The 18,124-nt window shown below is 64.2% G+C and carries 20 protein-coding genes; 7 read left to right on the top strand and 13 right to left on the bottom strand.

What is annotated here, in order from left to right; translation table 11 throughout:
* Positions 1 to 59 precede the first annotated feature (59 nt).
* Genes ACEVBK_RS19760 through ACEVBK_RS19775 form a run of 4 tightly spaced genes read right to left on the bottom strand, consistent with a single transcriptional unit; the run spans position 60 to position 4,651 of the window.
* On the bottom strand, positions 60 to 713 hold the full coding sequence (locus ACEVBK_RS19760) for a lactate utilization protein C (protein WP_375056576.1): 654 nt from the start codon (positions 711 to 713) through the stop codon (positions 60 to 62).
* A complete protein-coding gene (locus tag ACEVBK_RS19765; protein WP_375056577.1) occupies positions 713 to 2,131 on the bottom strand; it encodes a LutB/LldF family L-lactate oxidation iron-sulfur protein in 1,419 nt (472 codons plus the stop codon). Before ACEVBK_RS19765 ends, ACEVBK_RS19760 begins: the two co-directional genes overlap by 1 nt.
* Positions 2,121 to 2,894: a (Fe-S)-binding protein gene (locus tag ACEVBK_RS19770; RefSeq protein ID WP_375056578.1), complete on the bottom strand. Its 774-nt coding sequence runs from the start codon at positions 2,892 to 2,894 to the stop codon at positions 2,121 to 2,123. Before ACEVBK_RS19770 ends, ACEVBK_RS19765 begins: the two co-directional genes overlap by 11 nt.
* Positions 2,895 to 2,953: 59 nt before the next feature.
* Entirely contained in the window at positions 2,954 to 4,651 is a 1,698-nt protein-coding gene (locus ACEVBK_RS19775) for an L-lactate permease (RefSeq protein WP_375058613.1), read from the bottom strand.
* 161 nt (positions 4,652 to 4,812) lie between these two features.
* Between ACEVBK_RS19775 and ACEVBK_RS19780 the strand changes: the two genes are divergently transcribed.
* A complete protein-coding gene (locus ACEVBK_RS19780; RefSeq protein ID WP_375056579.1) occupies positions 4,813 to 5,718 on the top strand; it encodes a LysR substrate-binding domain-containing protein in 906 nt (301 codons plus the stop codon).
* A 12-nt stretch (positions 5,719 to 5,730) separates the two neighbouring features.
* Positions 5,731 to 6,768, top strand: a complete 1,038-nt coding sequence (locus tag ACEVBK_RS19785; protein WP_375056580.1) for a Gfo/Idh/MocA family oxidoreductase — start codon at positions 5,731 to 5,733, stop codon at positions 6,766 to 6,768.
* A gap of 63 nt (positions 6,769 to 6,831) precedes the next feature.
* On the opposite strand, the gene ACEVBK_RS19790 is transcribed toward ACEVBK_RS19785, so the two are convergent.
* A complete protein-coding gene (locus tag ACEVBK_RS19790; protein WP_375056581.1) occupies positions 6,832 to 7,836 on the bottom strand; it encodes a YeiH family protein in 1,005 nt (334 codons plus the stop codon).
* 182 nt (positions 7,837 to 8,018) lie between these two features.
* On the opposite strand from ACEVBK_RS19790, the gene ACEVBK_RS19795 reads away from it, so the two are divergent.
* Positions 8,019 to 8,918, top strand: a complete 900-nt coding sequence (locus ACEVBK_RS19795) for a LysR family transcriptional regulator (RefSeq protein ID WP_375056582.1) — start codon at positions 8,019 to 8,021, stop codon at positions 8,916 to 8,918.
* Here the strand turns inward: ACEVBK_RS19795 and ACEVBK_RS19800 are convergent.
* On the bottom strand, positions 8,915 to 9,493 hold the full coding sequence (locus tag ACEVBK_RS19800) for a TetR/AcrR family transcriptional regulator (protein ID WP_375056583.1): 579 nt from the start codon (positions 9,491 to 9,493) through the stop codon (positions 8,915 to 8,917). The two genes, ACEVBK_RS19795 and ACEVBK_RS19800, sit on opposite strands and share 4 nt — an antisense overlap.
* 141 nt (positions 9,494 to 9,634) lie before the next feature.
* On the opposite strand from ACEVBK_RS19800, the gene ACEVBK_RS19805 reads away from it, so the two are divergent.
* Positions 9,635 to 10,681 (top strand): alkene reductase, encoded by a 1,047-nt coding sequence (locus tag ACEVBK_RS19805; RefSeq protein WP_375056584.1) that lies wholly within the window; start codon positions 9,635 to 9,637, stop codon positions 10,679 to 10,681.
* A 30-nt stretch (positions 10,682 to 10,711) separates the two neighbouring features.
* Here ACEVBK_RS19805 and ACEVBK_RS19810 read toward each other — a convergent pair whose 3' ends face one another.
* The 4 genes from ACEVBK_RS19810 to ACEVBK_RS19825 form a co-directional block, all read right to left on the bottom strand.
* Positions 10,712 to 11,176: a DUF1456 family protein gene (locus ACEVBK_RS19810; protein ID WP_375056585.1), complete on the bottom strand. Its 465-nt coding sequence runs from the start codon at positions 11,174 to 11,176 to the stop codon at positions 10,712 to 10,714.
* The gene (locus tag ACEVBK_RS19815) at positions 11,166 to 11,432 is read right to left on the bottom strand and encodes an RNA recognition motif domain-containing protein (protein WP_375056586.1); all 267 of its coding nucleotides are present in this window, start codon (positions 11,430 to 11,432) and stop codon (positions 11,166 to 11,168) included. Before ACEVBK_RS19815 ends, ACEVBK_RS19810 begins: the two co-directional genes overlap by 11 nt.
* Before the next feature lie 152 nt (positions 11,433 to 11,584).
* Positions 11,585 to 12,307 carry a polyphosphate kinase 2 family protein gene (locus tag ACEVBK_RS19820; protein ID WP_375056587.1) on the bottom strand — a complete coding sequence of 241 codons (723 nt, stop codon included), beginning with the start codon at positions 12,305 to 12,307 and terminating at the stop codon, positions 11,585 to 11,587.
* Between the two features lie 111 nt (positions 12,308 to 12,418).
* Entirely contained in the window at positions 12,419 to 12,883 is a 465-nt protein-coding gene (locus ACEVBK_RS19825) for an Lrp/AsnC family transcriptional regulator (RefSeq protein WP_375056588.1), read from the bottom strand.
* Between the two features lie 138 nt (positions 12,884 to 13,021).
* Here ACEVBK_RS19825 and ACEVBK_RS19830 point away from each other — a divergent pair, with 138 nt between their 5' ends.
* The gene (locus tag ACEVBK_RS19830; RefSeq protein ID WP_375056589.1) at positions 13,022 to 13,960 is read left to right on the top strand and encodes a DMT family transporter; all 939 of its coding nucleotides are present in this window, start codon (positions 13,022 to 13,024) and stop codon (positions 13,958 to 13,960) included.
* A gap of 73 nt (positions 13,961 to 14,033) precedes the next feature.
* Here the strand turns inward: ACEVBK_RS19830 and ACEVBK_RS19835 are convergent, their stop codons facing one another.
* The gene (locus ACEVBK_RS19835; RefSeq protein ID WP_375058614.1) at positions 14,034 to 14,681 is read right to left on the bottom strand and encodes an ArsR/SmtB family transcription factor; all 648 of its coding nucleotides are present in this window, start codon (positions 14,679 to 14,681) and stop codon (positions 14,034 to 14,036) included.
* A gap of 110 nt (positions 14,682 to 14,791) precedes the next feature.
* Between ACEVBK_RS19835 and ACEVBK_RS19840 the strand changes: the two genes are divergently transcribed.
* Together ACEVBK_RS19840 and ACEVBK_RS19845 are read left to right on the top strand one after the other, a co-directional pair.
* Positions 14,792 to 15,868 (top strand): hypothetical protein, encoded by a 1,077-nt coding sequence (locus ACEVBK_RS19840; protein WP_375056590.1) that lies wholly within the window; start codon positions 14,792 to 14,794, stop codon positions 15,866 to 15,868.
* A 13-nt stretch (positions 15,869 to 15,881) separates the two neighbouring features.
* The gene (locus ACEVBK_RS19845) at positions 15,882 to 16,232 is read left to right on the top strand and encodes an antibiotic biosynthesis monooxygenase family protein (RefSeq protein WP_375056591.1); all 351 of its coding nucleotides are present in this window, start codon (positions 15,882 to 15,884) and stop codon (positions 16,230 to 16,232) included.
* 54 nt (positions 16,233 to 16,286) lie between these two features.
* On the opposite strand, the gene ACEVBK_RS19850 is transcribed toward ACEVBK_RS19845, so the two are convergent.
* Both ACEVBK_RS19850 and ACEVBK_RS19855 read right to left on the bottom strand, forming a co-directional pair.
* Entirely contained in the window at positions 16,287 to 17,264 is a 978-nt protein-coding gene (locus ACEVBK_RS19850; RefSeq protein ID WP_375056592.1) for a cache domain-containing protein, read from the bottom strand.
* A gap of 189 nt (positions 17,265 to 17,453) precedes the next feature.
* On the bottom strand, positions 17,454 to 18,071 hold the full coding sequence (locus ACEVBK_RS19855; RefSeq protein ID WP_375056593.1) for a LysE family transporter: 618 nt from the start codon (positions 18,069 to 18,071) through the stop codon (positions 17,454 to 17,456).
* Positions 18,072 to 18,124 lie beyond the last annotated feature (53 nt).

Genomic DNA, 18,124 nt, shown 5'->3' on the forward strand with positions numbered 1-18,124 from the left:
CAGCTCTTTGGGCCCGTGGGCGCCATAGGCCAGGGTTTGTTGGGGTATGAGCGCGGTCATTATGCGTCCTCCAGGATCAGCACCAGCAGCTCTTTGGGCCCGTGGGCGCCATAGGCCAGGGTCTGTTGGATATCGGCGGTCTTGGACGGGCCGGACACCAGCAGCAGGTTGGTGGGCATGCCGCTGTGCCAGCCCTGGGCGGCCATCATGGCCGGCAGGTTGGCATGCAGGGTGGAGGCCTTGAGGATGGCGATATGGCACGGCGGCACCAGCGACAGGGTGCGCGGTTCCGCCGGGCCCGGCCACAGCACCAGGCTGCCGGTGGCGGCGATGGCGCCGTGGCAGCCGGTGATGCCCGCGTCCACCCGGTTGAACAGCTCGTCCTTCCAGGCTTCCAGGGGGCGGTCGAACAATACCTGCTCGGCGGTTCCGGCCAGGGCCAGACCGATTTCCTCGACGAAGTCGCCGCCGGTACCGGTGGCGATGCGCTTGAGGCCGGCCTGCTCGACATGGGTTTTCAGGGTGGCGACCAGCTCGGCCCGGGGCAGGCGGTGCACCTCGGCGTGGTTCTGCTCCAGCAGCCCGGTCAGGCGGGCCAGCATTTCTGCCTGGCCGCTCTGGTTCCAGATGGGGTAATCCGGGTTGTCGACCGGCAGCGGTTGGGCCTTGGCCTGGCGCAGCCGGTCGAGAATGGCGTGACGGGCGTTCGACATTATTTGTTCCTCTCGGCCATGAGTTCGCGCAGGGTCCTGGCGGCGGGTTGGGGGGCGGTGCGGCAGCGGGTCCAGGGGCCCAGTTTTTTCGGCATCAGGCCGCGCAGCCTCGTTGCGCACCAGGTCAGCATACGGTACAGGGCCGGGCGGCTGGTGACCAGGCCGAAGCTGTGCCAGATAACGGCTTCGGTGTTGCTCTTGGCGGCGTTCTGGCCGCGCAGGGGCGGCACCCCGGGGCGCGGCTCCTGTTTGGCCTCGCGGCGCAGCCGCTGCAGCAGCTCGGGAATGGGAATGCGCACCGGGCATACCTCGCCGCAGGCGCCGCACAGGCTGGAGGCGGTGGGCAGGTGCTGGGTGGCTTCCAGCCCCATCAGGTGGGGCGAGATGATCTTGCCGATGGGGCCCGGATAGACGGTACCGTAGGCGTGGCCGCCGATGCGGGTGTACACCGGGCAGTGGTTCATGCAAGCGCCGCAGCGGATGCACTGCAGGGTCTTGCGCATTTCCTCGTCCACGAAGGCCTGGCTGCGGCCGTTGTCGAGCAGCACCAGGTGCACCTCTTTGGGGCCGTCCAGTTCATCGTCCTTGCGCGGGCCGCTTATCATGTTGAAGTAGGTGGTGATGGCCTGGCCGGTGGCGGAGCGGGTGAGGGCGCTGAACAGCGGCGGTACGTCGGCCAGGTACTCTACCACCTTCTCGATGCCGGTGATGGCGATATGTACCTCGGGCACTGTGGTGCACATGCGGCCGTTGCCTTCGTTTTCCACCAGGCAGAGGGTGCCGGTTTCGGCTACCGCGAAGTTGACGCCGGAGACACCGATGTGGGCTTCGCGGAATTTCTCGCGCAGCACGGTGCGACCGGTCTGGATCAGGGTATCCACGTCCAGGGTATGTTTAAAGCCGGGCACGTGCTCGGCGAACAGGTCCGCCACCTGCCGCTTGTTCTTGTGGATGGCGGGCATGATGATGTGCGACGGGGTCTCGTTGCCGAGCTGGACGATGTATTCGCCCATGTCGCTTTCCAGGCAGCGGATGCCCTCTTTTTCCATCTGGTGGTTGAGTTCGATTTCCTCGCTTACCATGGATTTGCCCTTCACCGCCAGGGTGCCGCCGTGGGAGCGGATGATGTCGGCGAAGATGGCGTTGGCCTGCTCGGCGTTTTCGGCCCAGTGCACCCTTATGCCGTTGGCGATGCAGTTGGCCTCCAGCTGCTCCAGCAGGCTGGGCAGCTTGCTCAGGCAGCGCTGGCGGATGGCCTCGGCCCGGTCGCGGATGGCCTTTTCCTCGTCGGCATCGGTGAAGGCGGCCTTGCGCTTGTCGCGCAGGTAGTCCATGGCGCCGCGAAAGTTGGCACGCAGCTCGGGGTTGGCCAGGGCCGCTTCGGCCTGGGGGTGGAACAGCTGGGGCTTATTGTGCATGAGGTCCCTCCAGCCGGCTGAGCAGGAAGCTGGCCAGGTGAATGCCCTTCATCTCTTTCTTCTGGTATTCGAAGGCGCCGTTGATATTGAGCAGGCAGCCCCAGTCGGCGCTGATGAGCTGCGAAGCGCCGGTGTCGTTCAGGTGTTGGGTCTTGTCCTGCACCATGGCTTCGCTGATGGCCGGATGGCGCACCGAGAAGGTGCCGCCGAAGCCGCAGCATTCGCTCTCGTAGGCCTGCTCGCGCAGTTCCACCTGGTCCAACTGGCCGAGCAGCTGGCGGGCGGTGACGTGCACCTTCATTTCCCGGCGGGCGGCACAGGAGGTGTGCAGCACCACGGAAGTGGCCGGGCCCCGGTCGCTGAGCCGGACGCGGCAGACCTGGACCAGGAATTCGGTCAGTTCGAATACCCGATCACAAAATTGGCTCACTGGCTGTTCGTGTTCGCTGCCGGCGAACAGTCGGCGGTAATGGTGGTGCATCATGCCGCCGCAGGAGCCGGACAGCACCACCACCGGCCAGGGTCCGGGAAACAGTGCCATCTGGCTCAGGGCCGTGGTCCTGGCGTCATCTTCGTAGCCGGAGGAGTAGGCGGGCTGGCCGCAGCAGCTTTGCTTGGGTACGTAGATGACTTCGACCCCGGCCAACTCCAGCAGGCGGATGGCATCCAGCCCGCTCTGGGGCGAGAAGAGGTCCATCAGGCAGGTGGCGTAAACGTACACCTTTTCTGGTTTGGCCGGGTAGATACGGATAGCGGACGACATAAGGCAATTCCTTCAATATTTACGACAACGCCGCCGGCCTGGCCGGCGGCGGCAATGCATCAAGACAATTTCAACAAGGGATCCGAGATGCCCAGGCCATAGATGGCGATCATGCCGATGATGCCGATGGCCACCAGGTAGTAGAGGGTGGGCAGGGCGGTCTTGCGCAACGTGGTGCCTTCCCGGCCCAGCAGGCCGACGGTGGCCGAGGCCGCCACCACGTTGTGGATGGCCACCATGTTGCCGGCGGCGGCGCCGATGGCCTGCAGTGCCACTATCAGGGCGGTGGACACCCCCAGGGTCTGGGCCACCTCGAACTGGAACTGGGAGAACATCATGTTGGACACGGTGTTGGAGCCGGCGATAAAGGCGCCCAGGGCCCCAATGACGCCACTGATGGCGGGGAAGAAGTCGCCCACCAGGTTGGCGGCCACGTTGGCGGTCATCACCGGCATGCTGGCGATGTCGGCGCCGTTGACGCCTGAGTTGATGAAGATACGCACCATGGGCACGGTGAACATCAGCACGAAGCCGGCGCCGATCAGGGTCCTGGACGACTCGGCGATGGCCGGGCCGAAGGAGCGCAGCGAGCGGGTCTGGGTCAGCACCGCCACCAGGGACACGAACACCAGTATGCCACCGGGCAGGTACAGGGGCTGGATGCCGGCGCTGATGCCCGCTTCGCCCAGGATGTTGCTGAAGGCGATGTTCCAGCCGGTGAGCAGGCCCTTGAAGCTGTCACTGGTGCGGCTCAGCACCAGCAGCACCGGCAGCAACAGGTAGGGGAACCAGGCCAGGCCCAGGCTGATCGGTTTTTTCTTCAGGTCGTCGGTATTGATGGTGAGCGATCCCAGCCATTCCGCCGGCCAGTGTTGTTCTTCCGGGAAGTCGAAGGTGCTCTTGGGTACCAGGAAGCCCTTGCGCGCGGCGGTCACCACCAGGCCCAGGCCGACCAGGCCGCCGACCAGGGAGGGGAATTCGGGGCCAAGCAGCACGCCGGTGAGGGCGTAGGGCACGGTAAAGGCCAGGCCGGCGAAGATGGCGAAGGGCAGTATGTCCAGGCTTTCCTTCCAGCTTTTGTTCTTGCCGAAGAAGCGGGTCAGCATCATGCACATGAACAGCGGCATCAGGATGCCGACCATGGCGTGGATCACCGCCACGTTGCTGGTGACGGTCTGCAGGTAGGCGTCCCAGCCGGAGCCGTGCTCGGCCAGGGTACTGCCGATGGCGCCGTTATCCAGGCCGGTGGTCACGCCGACGATGATGGGGGTGCCGACGGCACCGAAGGAGACCGGGGTGCTCTGGATCATCATGCCCATCAGCACCGCGGCCAGAGCGGGAAAACCCAACGCCACCATCAGCGGGGCGGCCACGGCGGCGGGGGTACCAAAACCGGAGGCGCCCTCGATAAAGCAGCCGAAGCACCAGGCGACGATAATGGCCTGGATGCGACGATCGGGAGAAATGGCGGTAAAGCCGTTGCGGATGGTGGTAATGGCGCCGGTATGCTTTAAGGTATTAAGCAGCAGTATGGCGCCGAAAATGATCCACAGCAGCGAAATGGAAATCACAAAACCCTGCAGGCTGGAGGCGATCACCCGGGTGGCGCTCATATCCCAGGCCCAGAGGGCGATGAGGGCGGTGAGCACAAAGGCCAGGGGCATGGCGCGCTTGGCCGGCCATTGCAGGCCCACCAGCAGGATGGCGGCGAGCACTATGGGCGAGAACGCCAGCAGTGCCAGTAGGGTATCATTCAGCATAGTTGGTCACTTCCATGGTTTGTTTAGGGTCATCACAGACACGCTTTTTACTGTAGGGTACGAGTTGCAAACTCGGTGTTAACCGGGTGTAACTTTAATTCCATGTTTTTTGTGGATATATAGATTTAGTGAAACTCATTGTTTCCAAAACTGGATAAATGATGCCGAGAACCGATGATCTCATCCTGTTTGCCCAGGTGATCGAGCTGGGCTCCTTCAGCAAGGCGGCGGAGGCCAATGGCCTGGCCAACTCCGTGGTCAGCAAGCGCATCGCCCGGCTGGAAGAAGAGCTGGGCAGCACCCTGATCCACCGCACCACGCGGCGCCTGACCCTGAGCGAGGCGGGGCAGGTGCTGTATCAGCGGGCACGATTGGTGGCCCAGTCTGCCCAGGAGGCGTTCGATGCCGTTACCGGCTACAGCCAGGCGCTGCAGGGGCATATCCGCATGTCGGTGCCGACCATTTCCGGGGAGCTGTTGCTGGCGGAGGCGGTGGCCGAATTTTGTGAGCTGCATCCGGCTATTTCGGTGGACATGTCGCTGGAGAACCGCTTCGTGGACCTGATTGGAGAGGGCTATGACCTGGTGATCCGCACCGGTCACCTGGACGACTCCAACCTGATTGCCCGCCATATCCTGGACTCGCGCTGGACCATCTGTGCCGCTCCCGCTTATATTAGCCGTCACGGCAAGCCCCAGGCGCCGGAAGACTTACTCCAACATAACTGCCTTATCTATAGCTATCAGGAAAGCGGTGCCCGCGACTGGCTGTTCAGCCGCCACGGCGAGATCTATCCCTTGCGGGTGGGCGGCAACTTCTCTACCGACAACGCCGCCGCCCTGCGCAAGGCGGCCATCGCCGGCTTTGGCCTGGCTTATGTGCCGCGCTGCCTGGTCTATCCCGACCTGCAAGCCGGGAAGTTGGTTGAACTGCTGCCGAATTGGGTGGCCAAGGTGCTGGGCATTTATGCCGTTTATCCCTACAGCCGCCAGCCGCCCCGCAAAATCAAGTTGTTGATCGAGCACGTCCGTGCCCGATATATGGATATCAAGCATTACTTTTGATGAGGTTGTCCCATGATTAAAACCGCCGTGATTGGCTACGGCCAGTCCGCCAGCATTTTTCACCTGCCCTTTATCAACAGCCTGCCCGAGTTCGAGCTGGTGGCCATCAGCACTTCCAAGCCGGAGGCGGTGGCCAAGGACTGGCCCTATGTTACGGTCTATACCGACGTGGATCAGATGCTGGAGGAGTCCGGTGCCCGGCTGGTGGTGATCACCGCCCCCAACGAGGTGCACTACGAGCTGGGGCGAAAGGCGCTCAACCTGGGGCTGCACGTGGTGATGGAAAAACCCATGGTGACCCAGGTGCACCAGGGCGTGGAGCTGATGAAACTGGCCGCTTCCAAGAACCTGTGCCTTATTCCCTTTCATAACCGCCGCTGGGACAGCGACTTCCTGACCCTGCGCAAACTGCTGGCCGAAGACAAGCTAGGCACCATCCATGCTTTCGAATCCCACTTCGACCGGTTCCGACCGACGCCTCGTCAGCGCTGGCGCGAGTTGCCCGGGGAAGGGGTGGGTACCTGGTTCGATCTGGGCGCGCACCTGGTGGATCAGGTACTGGTGCTGTTCGGCAAGCCGCTGGCGGTAACCGGTCGTTGCCTGGCGATGCGGCCAGGCTCCCAGGTAACCGACTATTTCCATGTGCAGCTGCATTACAGCGACAAGGAAATACTGCTGCATTCCAGCTCCTACCATCCGGGACCGACCCTGCGCTTCAAGCTGCAGGGTGAGCGCGGCTGCTATATCAAGAAAGGGTTCGATCCCCAGGAAGAGCGGCTGCACGACGGCATAGTGCCGGACTCGCCCTACCTGGCCAAGGAAGCCGAGTCGGACTACGGCATCTTCTATTCCGATGCCGAGCCGGAGGTGATCGAGTCGTCGATCGGCGGCTACCGTTACTTCTATGAAGCCACCGCCAAGGCCATTCGCGGTGAGGGCCCCATTCCGGTGACCATTCAGGACGCCCTGGACGGGCTCAATATCATCAACCTGGCGGAAAAAAGCACGGCGGAAGGCTGCACCCTGTCGGTGGGCTCTACCACGTTCTGAGTGGAACGGACAAACGACCGGTTAACAAACGGCGGCGACCCAGTGGTCGCCGTTTTTATGGGTTCAGCCGAGCAGGATATAGCCGATGACCAGGGCGGCGATAAAGAGGGTTTCCAGCACCACCAGCAGCACCGGTTTCCAGCCCACCGAGAGGATGTCCTTGAGTTGGGTGCGCACGCCGAGGGCGGCGATGGCGGTGAGCAGCAGCCAGGAGGAGCTGCCGGCCAGGGGCTGGCTGATGGCGGTGGGGATCCAGCCCAGGCTGTTGAGCACGAACAGCGCCACGAAGCCGAGCAGGAAGCCGGGAATGGCCACGCCCTTGCCGCCCTCCGCGTCGCCGCGGTGGCGGGCCGCGCGGCGGAGGACGATGCCGATGGCCATGACGATCGGCACCAGCATGGCCACCCGCAGCAGCTTGACGAAGGTGCTGAGATCGCCCACTTCGCTCGACATACTGTAGCCGGCGCCCACCACCTGGGCCACGTCGTGAATGGTGGCGCCGATAAAGAGCCCGGACTCCTGGGGGCTGAGCCCCAGGCTGGTGCTGATCATGGGGTAGAAGATCATCGCCAGGGTGCTGAGGGTGGTGACGCTGATCACCGTGAACAGGGTGTCGCGCTTGGCCTGCTCATCCTGCTTCAGCACGCTGCTGATGGCCATGGCCGCCGAGGCGCCGCAGATGGCCACCGAGCCGCCGGTGAGGGTGCCGAAGGCGGAAGAAAAGCCCAGCAGCCGCGCCATCAGTATGCCGAAGCCGATGGTCAGCAGCACCGCCGAGCACACCATCAGCAGCGGCGACCAGCCGAGGGTGAGCACGTCGCCGAAGGTGATCCGCAGCCCCAGCATGGCCACCCCCAGGCGCAGTAGGGTCTTGGCGGAGAACTCCAGCCCCGCCAGGCAGTGCTGCTCCTGACTCAGAAAGTTGAACGCCAGCCCCAGCAGCAGCGCCATCAGCATGGCGGGGGCGCCATATTGCTGGGACAGGAAGCTGGCGGCGATGCCGATGGTGACCGCCACGCAAATACCGGGAAAGTAGCGTTTTCTCACCTCTTCGATTCGATGCATCATATCCATTACCTGATTTGGAGTATCCACGGCCATCACTGTCGTCCTTGTGGGTGGGCGCGCGGCAGGGCGCCCCTGTTCCCTTCATGGTAGGAAGCCGGGCCGGCGGGATCTAATGCCTTTTTCTAGCAGGGCGGTTACTTTTCTGCATACAATGCCCGATCGGTGGCGGAAGCGGAGGGAGCATGGAAAGCAAGTGGCTGCACGACTTCGTCGCCCTGGCCGAACAGGGCAATTTTTCCAAGGCGGCGGAGGCCCGCTTCGTGACCCAGCCGGCCTTCAGCCGGCGCATCCGTTCCCTGGAAAACTGGCTGGGGGTGCCGCTGGTGCACCGGGATCGTTATCCCCTGGTGTTGACCGAGGCGGGGGAAATCTTTCTCGAGCAGGCCCGGCAGTGGCTGGCCCAGATCTACGGGCTGCGCGGCCAGCTGCGCCAGACCTTGCATGAGCACCACAGCCTGAGCTTTATGGCCCAGCCCTCGCTGGCGGTGACCTTTTTTCCCGGCTGGATCCACCGGCTGCGGCCCTTGCTGGGAGACAGCCTTATCCGCCTCAATACCGGCCATTATCACGACGCCATCGAGCAGTTCATGGCCGGCTCGGTCGACTTTCTGCTGTGCTTTGCCTGCGGCCAGACCAATCCGGCGCTGCATCGCCCCGAGGTGGAACGTCTGGTGGTGGGCCGGGACCGGTTGGTGCTGGTATCGGCGGTGGATGCCGACGGTGCGCCGCTGCACCCCTTGTCTCCGGCGTCGCCGCTGCGGTTGTTGCTCTATCCCCGGGATTCCTTTCTGGGGGCGCTTATTCAGCGGGAGTGCCTGCCGGCGCTGAGCGAGCAGCCCTGCCGCCCGGTGTGCGAAAACGCCCTGGGCGAGGGGCTGAAGGCGTTGGCCCTGCAGGGGGACGGCGCCAGTTTCCTGCCGGCCGGGCTGGTCGGGGAAGAGCTGGCCCGGGGGCGGCTGGTCGAACTGCCGTTGCCGGTGCCGGTGCGGCTGGATATCGAGTTGTGCCGGCTGGCGCCGGCCCGTTCCGAACAGGCGGAGCTGTGCTGGCAGCAGATCCGCCAGGCACTGGTCGACGGTTAGAGTGCCTGCAGCGCCGCCAGCAGCCGGTCGGCGGTTTCCTGCAGGCAGTCCGGGGCGGGGTGCACATGGGCATAGGTGCGCAGGCCGTAGATGCCTACCAGCAGCAGCCGGGCCAGCTGTTCCGGGGTGGCGTCAGTGCGTACCTCGCCGGCCTGTTGCGCCGCCGCCAGCACCTCGGACAGGCGCCGCTCCAGATCGTTCAGCAGCGTCCCCAGGCGGGCGGAGACTTCCTCGTCCTGTTCGCTCAGCTCCTGCAGGGTCTTGGTCAGCAGGCAGGCCATGGAGTCGCAGCTCTGTATTTCCGCCACCACCTGGTCCAGGTAGCGGCGCAGTCCGGTAAAGGGGGTGACCCCCTCGAAGCAGGCGGCCAGCGCCGCCTGGCGGTCGGCCACGTAGTGATCCACCGCCGCCAGCAGCAGCCCCTTCTTGTTGCCGAAGGCGCAGTAGATGCTGCCCGGGTGCAGCCCGGTGGCGGCCACCAGATCCTGCATGGTGGTGGCGGCAAAGCCCTTGTGGCGAAAGGCCTGCATGGCGGACCTCAATACCTGGTCCCGATCGAAACTTGCTGTACGCATCTTTAATTTCCCCCGTTCCGCCCTAGTGTAACCCCGCATGCCGGTTACGCCAAAGTATCTTGAATGATTGTTCAAATAACACTTGAAAATATTGAGGGACGACCCTATCTTGAATGTACATTCAAGTAAGAGGAAGCCCCTATGTCCGCCTACCATCCCCTGTTCGAACCCTATCGCCTGAACGACCGCCTGACCCTGGCCAACCGCATCGTGATGGCGCCGCTCACCCGCAGCATGGCCGGCCCCGGCCTGGTGCCGACCCAGGCCATGGCCGATTACTACGGCCGCCGGGCCGACGCCGGCCTGATCGTCAGCGAGGCCACCATCATCCGTCCCGATGGCCAGGGCTACCCGCACACCCCGGGTATCTACAGCCAGGCACAGATCGACGGCTGGAAACAGGTGACCGATGCCGTGCACCGCAACGGTGGCAAAATTTTCCTGCAGCTGTGGCATGTGGGCCGGCTGGCGCACTCCTATTTCACCGGTGAGCAGCCGGTGGCGCCCAGCGCCATCGCCTTCGAAGGCACCCTGCCGCGGATGCGGGAGCTGAGCTACGAGATGCCCCGGGAACTGACCGAGCAGGAGATAGCGCAGCTGGTGGCCGACTATGCCCGGGCGGCGGAGAACGCCATCGCCGCCGGTTTCGACGGGGTGGAGATCCACGGCGCCAACGGCTACCTGATCGATCAGTTCCTGCACCATGACACCAACTACAGGACCGACGACTACGGCCAGACCCCGGCAAACATGAGCCGGTTCGCCCTGCAGGTGGTGGATGCGGTGGTGGAACGGGTGGGGGCCGACAGAACCGCCATTCGTCTGACCCCGGGCGCCTATATCCATATGCAGGCGGATGCCCGGGACCGGGCGGTGTTCGACTACCTGCTGGGTGAGCTGGAACGGCGGGAGCTGGCCTACCTGCACCTGGGCGTCTTCGACGACAGCCTGAGCTTCGACTTTCTCGGCGGCCGCGCCAGCGAATACCTGCGTCGCCAGTACCGGGGTACCCTGATCGGCGTGGGCGGCCTGACCCCGGAAACCGCGAGTGAGAGCCTGGTCCAGGGCCGCTTCGAGCTGGCGGCCATCGGCCGGCCCTTTATCGCCAACCCGGACTATGTAAGCCGGGTGAAGCAGGCCGAGCCCCTGGTGGAATACCACCAGGACATGCTGGCCGAGCTGGTTTAACCAATCAGCGGCAACAGGCGCCGATTGGCATCAGTGCCGCTGATGTAGTGCCAGACCCTGCAGGAAATTGCGCAAGAACTGATCGCCGCATTGTTGATAGTGTTTGTGGCCGGGTTTACGGAACAGGGAAGTCAGTTCCGACTTGCCGACATTGAAACCGGCCTGGGCCAGCATGGCGAGGATGTCTTCTTCCTTCAGTTCCAGCGCCACCCGCAGCTTCTTGAAGACCAGGTTGTTGATCGGCTCGGCGACGGCGGGCCGGGTAACGGGGCCACCTTCCCTCGGGCCACGGCGCTGCAGGATCAGGCCGTCGAGAAAGGCCAGCAGCTGTTGGTCACCGCAGCTCTGGTAATGGGTCTCGTCTTCCTTGGCCAGCCAGGCCAGCAGTTGTGACTCGGTGACGTCGGTATTCGCCAGCCGGAACAGGGCGATGGCCCCGGCATCGGGCAGGTTCAGGGCATAGCGGACACGGCGCAGGATATCGTTATTGGTCATGGCCGCTTTCCTCCGCCTTGGTGTCGGCTTTCTTCACCCGGATTTTCTGGCCGTCCACCTCGGTGCCGTTTAGACTCTTGATGGCGGCTTTGGCCTGGGAAGGGTTGGGCATAAAGGCGAAGCCGAAACCTTTGGAGTTTTTGGTATTGGGGTCCATCACCAGATGGAAGTAATGCACCAGGCCGTAGGGGGCCAACAGGGACAGCACTTTCTGCTCGGTGGTGAGGCGGGACAGGCCCCGGATCATGATTTTCATTGGGTTCTCCAGTGCCGCCTTGGGTTGGCAGCGGGTGCTGGGTGGGCGGCGGGCAAGCAGGGCGGGCCGGACGCAAAAGGGCGGCGAGTGTAACAGGTCCCGCCGGCAGCGTCAGCCCCGACTGGCGTAAAAATCACCAGTCCGGGTTACGGTTATTTAAAGTACGCGCGGATGTCGGCGGTGAGCGATGGCGGAGAGAGATCCAGGCCCTGGCCCAGTTCCTCGATCAGCAGCTTGAAGCAGCTCATCCGTGCCTGGTGCTTGCTGTTGGCATCGATACGGTGCCAGGGCGCCACGTCGCTGTGGGTGCGTTCCAGCATCTCGCCCCGGGCTTGCCGGTAATCCTGCCATTTTGCCCTGTTGCGCAGGTCTTCGGATGTCAGTTTCCATTGCTTGGCCGGATCCTGGTAGCGGGCCTGGAAGCGGTCGAGCTGGGTCTCGGCGCTGATGTCCAGCCAGATCTTCACCAGCCGCATATGCTCGGCGGTGATGGTGCGCTCGAACTCGTTGATCTCCCGGTACGCTCTTTTCCAGGCGTCCGGCGCGGCGAAGCCTTCCACCCGCTCCACCAGCACCCGGCCGTACCAGGAACGGTCGAACACCGCCCAGCGCCCCTGGGACGGCAGCCGCTGCCAGAACCGCTGTAGCCAGTGCTGCTCCTGCTCCCGTACGTCGGGGGCGGTGATGGGCCAGACGCTGAGCCAGCGCGGATCCAGGCACCAGGCCAGCCGGCGGATGATGCCGCCCTTGCCGGCGGCGTCGGGTCCTTCCAGCACGATCACCGCGCTTTGCCCCTGGCGGCCCATGGCCTGGTGGATCAGCGCCAGCTGCTTCTGCAGGGGCTTGAGCTCTTCCTTGTTTTTCTGTTTGTTCATGGCTACTCCCACGACAGGTAGTGTTATTGATTGGATTTCAGGGTCAGTTGATCGATAAGCCACATGGGGTCTTTCCCGCCGGTTGCCTTGTTCAGGGTAGTGCAGGGTCCGCTACAGTGGCAGGGGGCCGTTCTCCTTGACGGTGCGAATGGCGAAGCTGCTGTCTACGGTTTGGATCATCGGCAGTTTCTGCAGCCGGCGTACCCATTGCTCGAAGCCCTGGAGATCGGCGCTGACCACCTGCAGCAGGTAGTCGAAGGCGCCGGACACGGTGTGGCAGTTGATCACCTCGGGCATGCCCTGCACCGCCTGCTCGAACTGATCCACCAGCGCATCCCGGTGCTGGCTGAGCCTGACCTGCACGAAGATGGTGATCCCCAGGCCCAGCTTGCCCTTGTTCAGGCAGGCCCGGTAGCCCTCGATCAGCCCTTCCTGCTCGAAGCGGCGCACCCGCCGGGCGCAGGGGGAGGGCGACAGGCTGACCCGCTCCGACAGCTCGGCGGTGGTGAGGCGGGCGTCCTGCTGCAAGGCGTCCAGCAGCTGGCGATCGATGCGGTCCAGTTTGGCGGCGGTCATGACTTGGCTCTTGTTGCTGTTTATATGGGCTTTGTTGGCTCAATGAGCCAACAGTAGTGGTTATTGTGCTTCACTTTGCCAACATCAGCCAGGCCGACAGGCGCACAATCTAGGCTCTTACTCAGCGGAGTCTGTTTCATGTCCCACGCCACCCTGACCCAAGTGGTCCCCCTCAACACCAACGCCACCCAGCGCGGGCTCGGCTACCTGGCCGCCGCCGGCACCGTGCTGATTTGGTCGGTCTATTTTCTGTCGCTGCGGCTGGGCGCCCTGTCGCCCCTGGGGTCGCTGGACATCACCCTGTTCCGCTACGCCGTGCCCGGCCTGGTGCTGCTGCCGTTGCTGGTAGTCCGACGGGCGCGGATCCGGGCGGTGAGCCCGCTGTGGCTGCTGGGCATGGTGCTGGGCGCCGGCCTGCCGTTTTTCCTGCTCAGTGTGCTCGGCATGGGGCTGGCGCCGGTGGTGCAGGGCAGCACCCTGATCCCCGGCACCGCGCCCCTGTTCGTGTCCTTGCTGGCGGCCTGGGTGTTCGGCCAGCGGGTGCCGCCCTGGCGCCGGCTCGGCCTGGCCACCGTACTGGCGGGGGTGCTCTGCCTGCTGGGGCAGGGCATGGGCGCAGGAGGTAAGCTGGGCCTGGGCCTGGGCCAGGGGCTGTTTTTGCTGTGCAGCCTGCTGTGGGCCCTGTTCACCCTCTGCGTGCGCCAGAGCGGGCTTCGGCCGCTGGAGGTGGCGGCGATAGTGACGGTGCCCAATGGCGCCCTGGTGGTGGCCTGGCTGCTGCTGAGCCAGACTCCGCTTACCCTGGGCCTGGTGCCGGTGCAGGAATGGCTGACTCAGTTGCTGGTGCAGGGGCTGGTAGTGGGCCTGGGCGCGAGCTTCCTGTTCGGTTACGCCATCAGCCGGCTGGGCGCCGAGATCAGCGCCGCCGTTGGCTCCCTGACCCCGGTGTGCGCCACCCTGCTGGCCTGGTGCTGGCTGGGCGAGCAAATAGCGCCGATGACCGGTCTGGGCCTGTTGCTGGTGACCCTGGGGGTGATCGGTGCCAGCGGGCTGGTTCGACGGGAAGCGAGAGCGTAGCACCGCCATCGGCACGAGAGATATTCACTGCTGCGACGGGCAAGGAAGCTCTGCCGCGACCAGAACGCGGGCGCTACCGAAACTCCAGGTTGAAGTGCTTGCCCAGGGCCTGATGCCCCTTGTCGGTGAGTGCCAGCTCACGGCTGTCGAGCCGGCGGCGGAGCCAGTCCTTGCGCTCGAAGGTGAGCAGCAGGGTGGCGCCGAGCTGTCCTCCGAGGTGGACTCGGCGCTCGCTCCAGTCCAGGCAGGCGCAGGCGAAGCGGCGGCGTGTGGTGCGGGCATGGTGGTCGATACCGAGCCGCTCCAGCTGACATTGGCCTGCTTCGCTCAGGCGGTAGCGACCCTCATCGAACCAACCCAGCTCGAACAGCCTGTCGTGGAGGGTGACGGCCAGTTCTCCGGCCATGTGATCGTAACAGGTGCGGGCAAAGCGCAGTGCTGGCGGGGTTCGGCTGCGAATCACGGCCCGGTCGGCGCCGGCCAGTCCCATCATGGTTTCCAGCGCCTCGGCCACCTGGGGGCCGGCGAGACGAAAATAGCGATGGCGGCCCTGAGGAAGGCAGTCGATCAACCGCTGTTCCAGCAGCCGCGCCAGGTGACTGCTGGCGGTGGAGGGGGCCACCTCGGCGGCCAGACTCAATTCGGTGGCGGTATAGGCACGGCCGTCCATCAGGGTGCAAAGCATCTTTACCCTGGCCTTGTCGGCAACGGCGGCCGCCACGGCCGCCAATCGTGTTTCTAGAAAGTGGTCGTCCATGCTTCGATGATAAGCGAAGCATGGGGGCGAGAGCAGCTTTATTTTAACGGCTTGACCCTGAAAGAGAGACCGCCATGAATACCGACCGCCCGCATCCGCCCAACGACCCGGTTGCCGCCGCCACTCACGAGGAGCCGCGAGCCTATTACGCCCGACTGGCCGCGCGATCGCCATATTTCGATGCGGCGTTGGCATGCTGGGTGGCCGCTTCCGTGCCCGCCGTGGGCGAAGTCCTGTCCCATCCGGCGCTGTTGGTGCGCCCCGAGACCGAGCCGGTGCCGGGGCCGTTGCAAGATACTCCTGCCGGTGCCCTCTTCGCGGCTCTGGTGCGGATGACCGACGGCCCCGCGCACGGCCCCCTGAAAGCGGCCATTCGAACGGCGCTCGATAGCATCGACGAGCAAGACATCCGCCGGAACACCAGGGCGGTGGCGGCGTTGCTTATCCCGGCCACCGCCTGGAGCGGCGCGGCGGTGACCCGTTTCAACTATGCCCTGCCGGGCCTGGTGCTGGCGCAGGGGTTCGGTATTCCACGGGACCACTGGCCTGCCCTGGCCGACGAGGTACTGGCGCTGGTGCGCTGCATTGCGCCCGGCGGCAGCGAGGAAGAAATTGCGGCCGGAGCCCGGGCCGCGGCCCGGCTCGAGCAGCGTGTTCGTGAGCGATTAATGAAGCCGGGGCCGCTGTTGGGACGGCTGTGCGCCGAATTCGAACGGGCCGGCTTGGCCGATTCGCTGTTGGTAGCCAATGCGGTCGGCTTGCTGTTTCAGGCTTGCGAGGGCTGCGCCGGATTGCTGGGGCAGGCGCTGATACTGGCCGGCAAGAAGGCGGGATGGGACGGCGCCAGGTTGGTCGAGGCCGTACTGGATGACATGCCGCCCATTCAGAATACCCGGCGCTTCGTGGCAAGGGATGCCAGAGTAGCCGGTTGCCCGCTGCAGAGAGGCGATACGGTACTGGCGGTACTGGCCGCCGAAGGGCGGAACCTGGCATTTGGCCAAGGGCCCCATGCCTGTCCCGGGGCCCGCTGGGCACGCGTTATTGCCGTTTCCGGGGGCGATTACCTGCAGCAATCCGGGCTCGACCCGCGGATGCTGGCCAGATACCGCTGGCGCCGCTCGCTCAATGTGCGGGTACCGGAATTTTTTTGATGGAGAGTACGCCATGATTGCCGTGATTTTCGAAGTCGAACCCGCCGACGGTGCCCGGGAGCGCTACCTTTCCCTTGCCGCCGAGCTCAGGCCCGTGCTCGAACAGGTGGACGGTTTTATCTCCATCGAGCGTTTCCAGAGCCTGAGCCAGCCTGGCAAGCTGTTGTCTCTGTCGTTCTGGCGTGATGAGGAGGCGGTCGGCCAGTGGCGCCGGCTGGAGCAACATCGGGCGGCCCAGGTTGAAGGCCGGCGCCGGGTATTTGCCAATTACCGGCTGAGGGTGGCGGAGGTGGTGCGCGACTACGGTATGAACGACAGGGAGCAGGCACCGGACGATAGCCAGGAGCATCACGGCTCCGGATAGGGACGATCGACGCCGGCGGCCTGGGATCTTGGCGCCTGGCGTCGGAGCCGTTATTCAGCCTGGTGGTGTGTTGGTAGCGCTTATCCGGTCGCTAGTCTGCGGTTGGCTGTCCCGGCTCAGCTTGAGGTAGACCCCCAGGCCGGCCAGCATGGCCACCGCCGCCATCAGCATCCAGACCGCGTTGATCAGCTGGTTGCCGACATCGCCGCCGTCGAGCAGCGACTTGAACATCAGCAGCAAGGCTTCGATGGATACCGCGATGATAATGGCCGCCATAAAGCGGGAGATGGTGCGCCGGGTCGAGTCGTGGTGGTGGATGTCCTTGTTCACCAGCACCTCCTCCTCGAGGATGGTCTTGCCCAGATCGAAAATCGACATGCCCAGGGTGATCAGGATGACGATGCCGAAGGCCCCGGTGGCCACATGGTTGTCTTCGTCGAACAGCGAGAACAGGGATTCCAGCGCCGAATACAGCAACAGGGCCGCCACCACGATCAGCAGGCCGCCGATCAGGCCGTAGATCCACTGGAAGTAGTGGTGGCAACGAAAGCGCATCTCGTCGCCGTTGAGGTAGGAGATCAAGCGGCGCAGGTTGAAGTTGATCACCAGGTAGCCGCGATCCCGGCCCTGCTCGTCCACCAGGTGTTGCACCACCGAGATCGCCAGCTGGTGGGTGGCGTTGGACAGGTAGGGGCTGGTGACCACCACGGCGTTGGTGCTCTGCCTGGCGGCCTGGACATAGGGGCGCTGGCTGCGGTCGCTGCCCTTGCCCAGCGAGCGGCGCTTGCGCTCGCTCATGGTGGGGCTGTAGGCGGAGTTCGTCAGCTGGATGCCGTTGCCGTCCAGGCTGTAGAGCAGTTCGATGAAGGGGTAGGCCCGGCTGAGGTAATTGATGGTCTGCTGCTGGGCTGGTTCGCTCTGCAACAGTTCCAGCCCGTTCAGGCTGGTCATGATCGACTCCATCAGGCTGTGAATGACGGACTCGTATTGCTGGTATTGTTCCAGCAGGCGGAAATGGTTGTGTGTGCTCACGGCGGAGAAATTCTCTGGGGTTTGAAATTGAGTGGCTGGGAGCACGACTGTAACGCAGCAAGATGACATTATTCGAGCGCCGAACAAAAAATTGCCGAAAGTTGTGATCTCGCCAAGGGTGGGGGCGCGGTGACGTGGTGTGGGAGAGAAGCGTGCCCGTGTGGCCGGCACGGGCCGGGGATGATGGGGTTAGCGCGACAGACTGGGGGAGGCCAGCAAGGCGCCGAAGCCGACCAGCAGCACGCCGAACACCCGATCGACCCAGTGGCGCAGCGCCATCATGCGGGAGCGCACCGGGCCGGCCGAGAAGAGCAGGGCCACCAGGGAAAACCAGAGCAGATGGGCCAGCGAAATAAAGGCGCCATAGCCGAGCTGCACGGCCAGCGGCGTGCCCGGTTGTACCACCTGCATGAACAGGCTGACGACAAAGATGGTGGTCTTGGGGTTGAGTGCATTGGTCAGGAATCCGGCCCGAAACGCGCCCAGATCCGACAGCGTCGCTACCACGCCGCCGCTCCCATCATCCCTAGGGGTGCTTCTCAGCATCCTGATGCCAAGCCAGATCAGATAGGCGGCACCGGCCAGTTTTAGCAGGTTGAACAGCCAGATCGACTGGGTCATCAACAGGCCCACGCCGAGCAGGGTGTAGGTCAGGTGTACCAGCACGCCCGCGCCGATGCCGACGGCGGTCAGCACGCCGGCCCGGCGCGAAAGCAGCAGGCTGTTGCGCGATACCAGGGCGAAGTCCGGCCCCGGGCTTATCACCGCCAGCATGGTTATTGTGATCACAGCTATCATCTCGGTCATGTTTATCCCCGGTGGATTCAACTAATATCCAGAATATATTTGATGGAGTGGGA

It is taken from the genome of Zobellella sp. DQSA1, from assembly GCF_041950555.1.
Lineage (GTDB): Bacteria > Pseudomonadota > Gammaproteobacteria > Enterobacterales > Aeromonadaceae > Oceanimonas.

What these genes read in the sequence shown, in the direction of transcription:
- ACEVBK_RS19760 (WP_375056576.1), bottom strand. Translation starts at nt 713, where the DNA reads ATGTCGAACGCCCGTCACGCCATTCTCGACCGGCTGCGCCAGGCCAAG.
- ACEVBK_RS19765 (WP_375056577.1), bottom strand. Translation starts at nt 2,131, where the DNA reads ATGCACAATAAGCCCCAGCTGTTCCACCCCCAGGCCGAAGCGGCCCTG.
- ACEVBK_RS19770 (WP_375056578.1), bottom strand. Translation starts at nt 2,894, where the DNA reads ATGTCGTCCGCTATCCGTATCTACCCGGCCAAACCAGAAAAGGTGTAC.
- ACEVBK_RS19780 (WP_375056579.1), top strand. Translation starts at nt 4,813, where the DNA reads ATGATGCCGAGAACCGATGATCTCATCCTGTTTGCCCAGGTGATCGAG.
- ACEVBK_RS19785 (WP_375056580.1), top strand. Translation starts at nt 5,731, where the DNA reads ATGATTAAAACCGCCGTGATTGGCTACGGCCAGTCCGCCAGCATTTTT.
- ACEVBK_RS19790 (WP_375056581.1), bottom strand. Translation starts at nt 7,836, where the DNA reads ATGATGCATCGAATCGAAGAGGTGAGAAAACGCTACTTTCCCGGTATT.
- ACEVBK_RS19795 (WP_375056582.1), top strand. Translation starts at nt 8,019, where the DNA reads ATGGAAAGCAAGTGGCTGCACGACTTCGTCGCCCTGGCCGAACAGGGC.
- ACEVBK_RS19800 (WP_375056583.1), bottom strand. Translation starts at nt 9,493, where the DNA reads ATGCGTACAGCAAGTTTCGATCGGGACCAGGTATTGAGGTCCGCCATG.
- ACEVBK_RS19805 (WP_375056584.1), top strand. Translation starts at nt 9,635, where the DNA reads ATGTCCGCCTACCATCCCCTGTTCGAACCCTATCGCCTGAACGACCGC.
- ACEVBK_RS19810 (WP_375056585.1), bottom strand. Translation starts at nt 11,176, where the DNA reads ATGACCAATAACGATATCCTGCGCCGTGTCCGCTATGCCCTGAACCTG.
- ACEVBK_RS19815 (WP_375056586.1), bottom strand. Translation starts at nt 11,432, where the DNA reads ATGAAAATCATGATCCGGGGCCTGTCCCGCCTCACCACCGAGCAGAAA.
- ACEVBK_RS19820 (WP_375056587.1), bottom strand. Translation starts at nt 12,307, where the DNA reads ATGAACAAACAGAAAAACAAGGAAGAGCTCAAGCCCCTGCAGAAGCAG.
- ACEVBK_RS19825 (WP_375056588.1), bottom strand. Translation starts at nt 12,883, where the DNA reads ATGACCGCCGCCAAACTGGACCGCATCGATCGCCAGCTGCTGGACGCC.
- ACEVBK_RS19830 (WP_375056589.1), top strand. Translation starts at nt 13,022, where the DNA reads ATGTCCCACGCCACCCTGACCCAAGTGGTCCCCCTCAACACCAACGCC.
- ACEVBK_RS19840 (WP_375056590.1), top strand. Translation starts at nt 14,792, where the DNA reads ATGAATACCGACCGCCCGCATCCGCCCAACGACCCGGTTGCCGCCGCC.
- ACEVBK_RS19845 (WP_375056591.1), top strand. Translation starts at nt 15,882, where the DNA reads ATGATTGCCGTGATTTTCGAAGTCGAACCCGCCGACGGTGCCCGGGAG.
- ACEVBK_RS19855 (WP_375056593.1), bottom strand. Translation starts at nt 18,071, where the DNA reads ATGACCGAGATGATAGCTGTGATCACAATAACCATGCTGGCGGTGATA.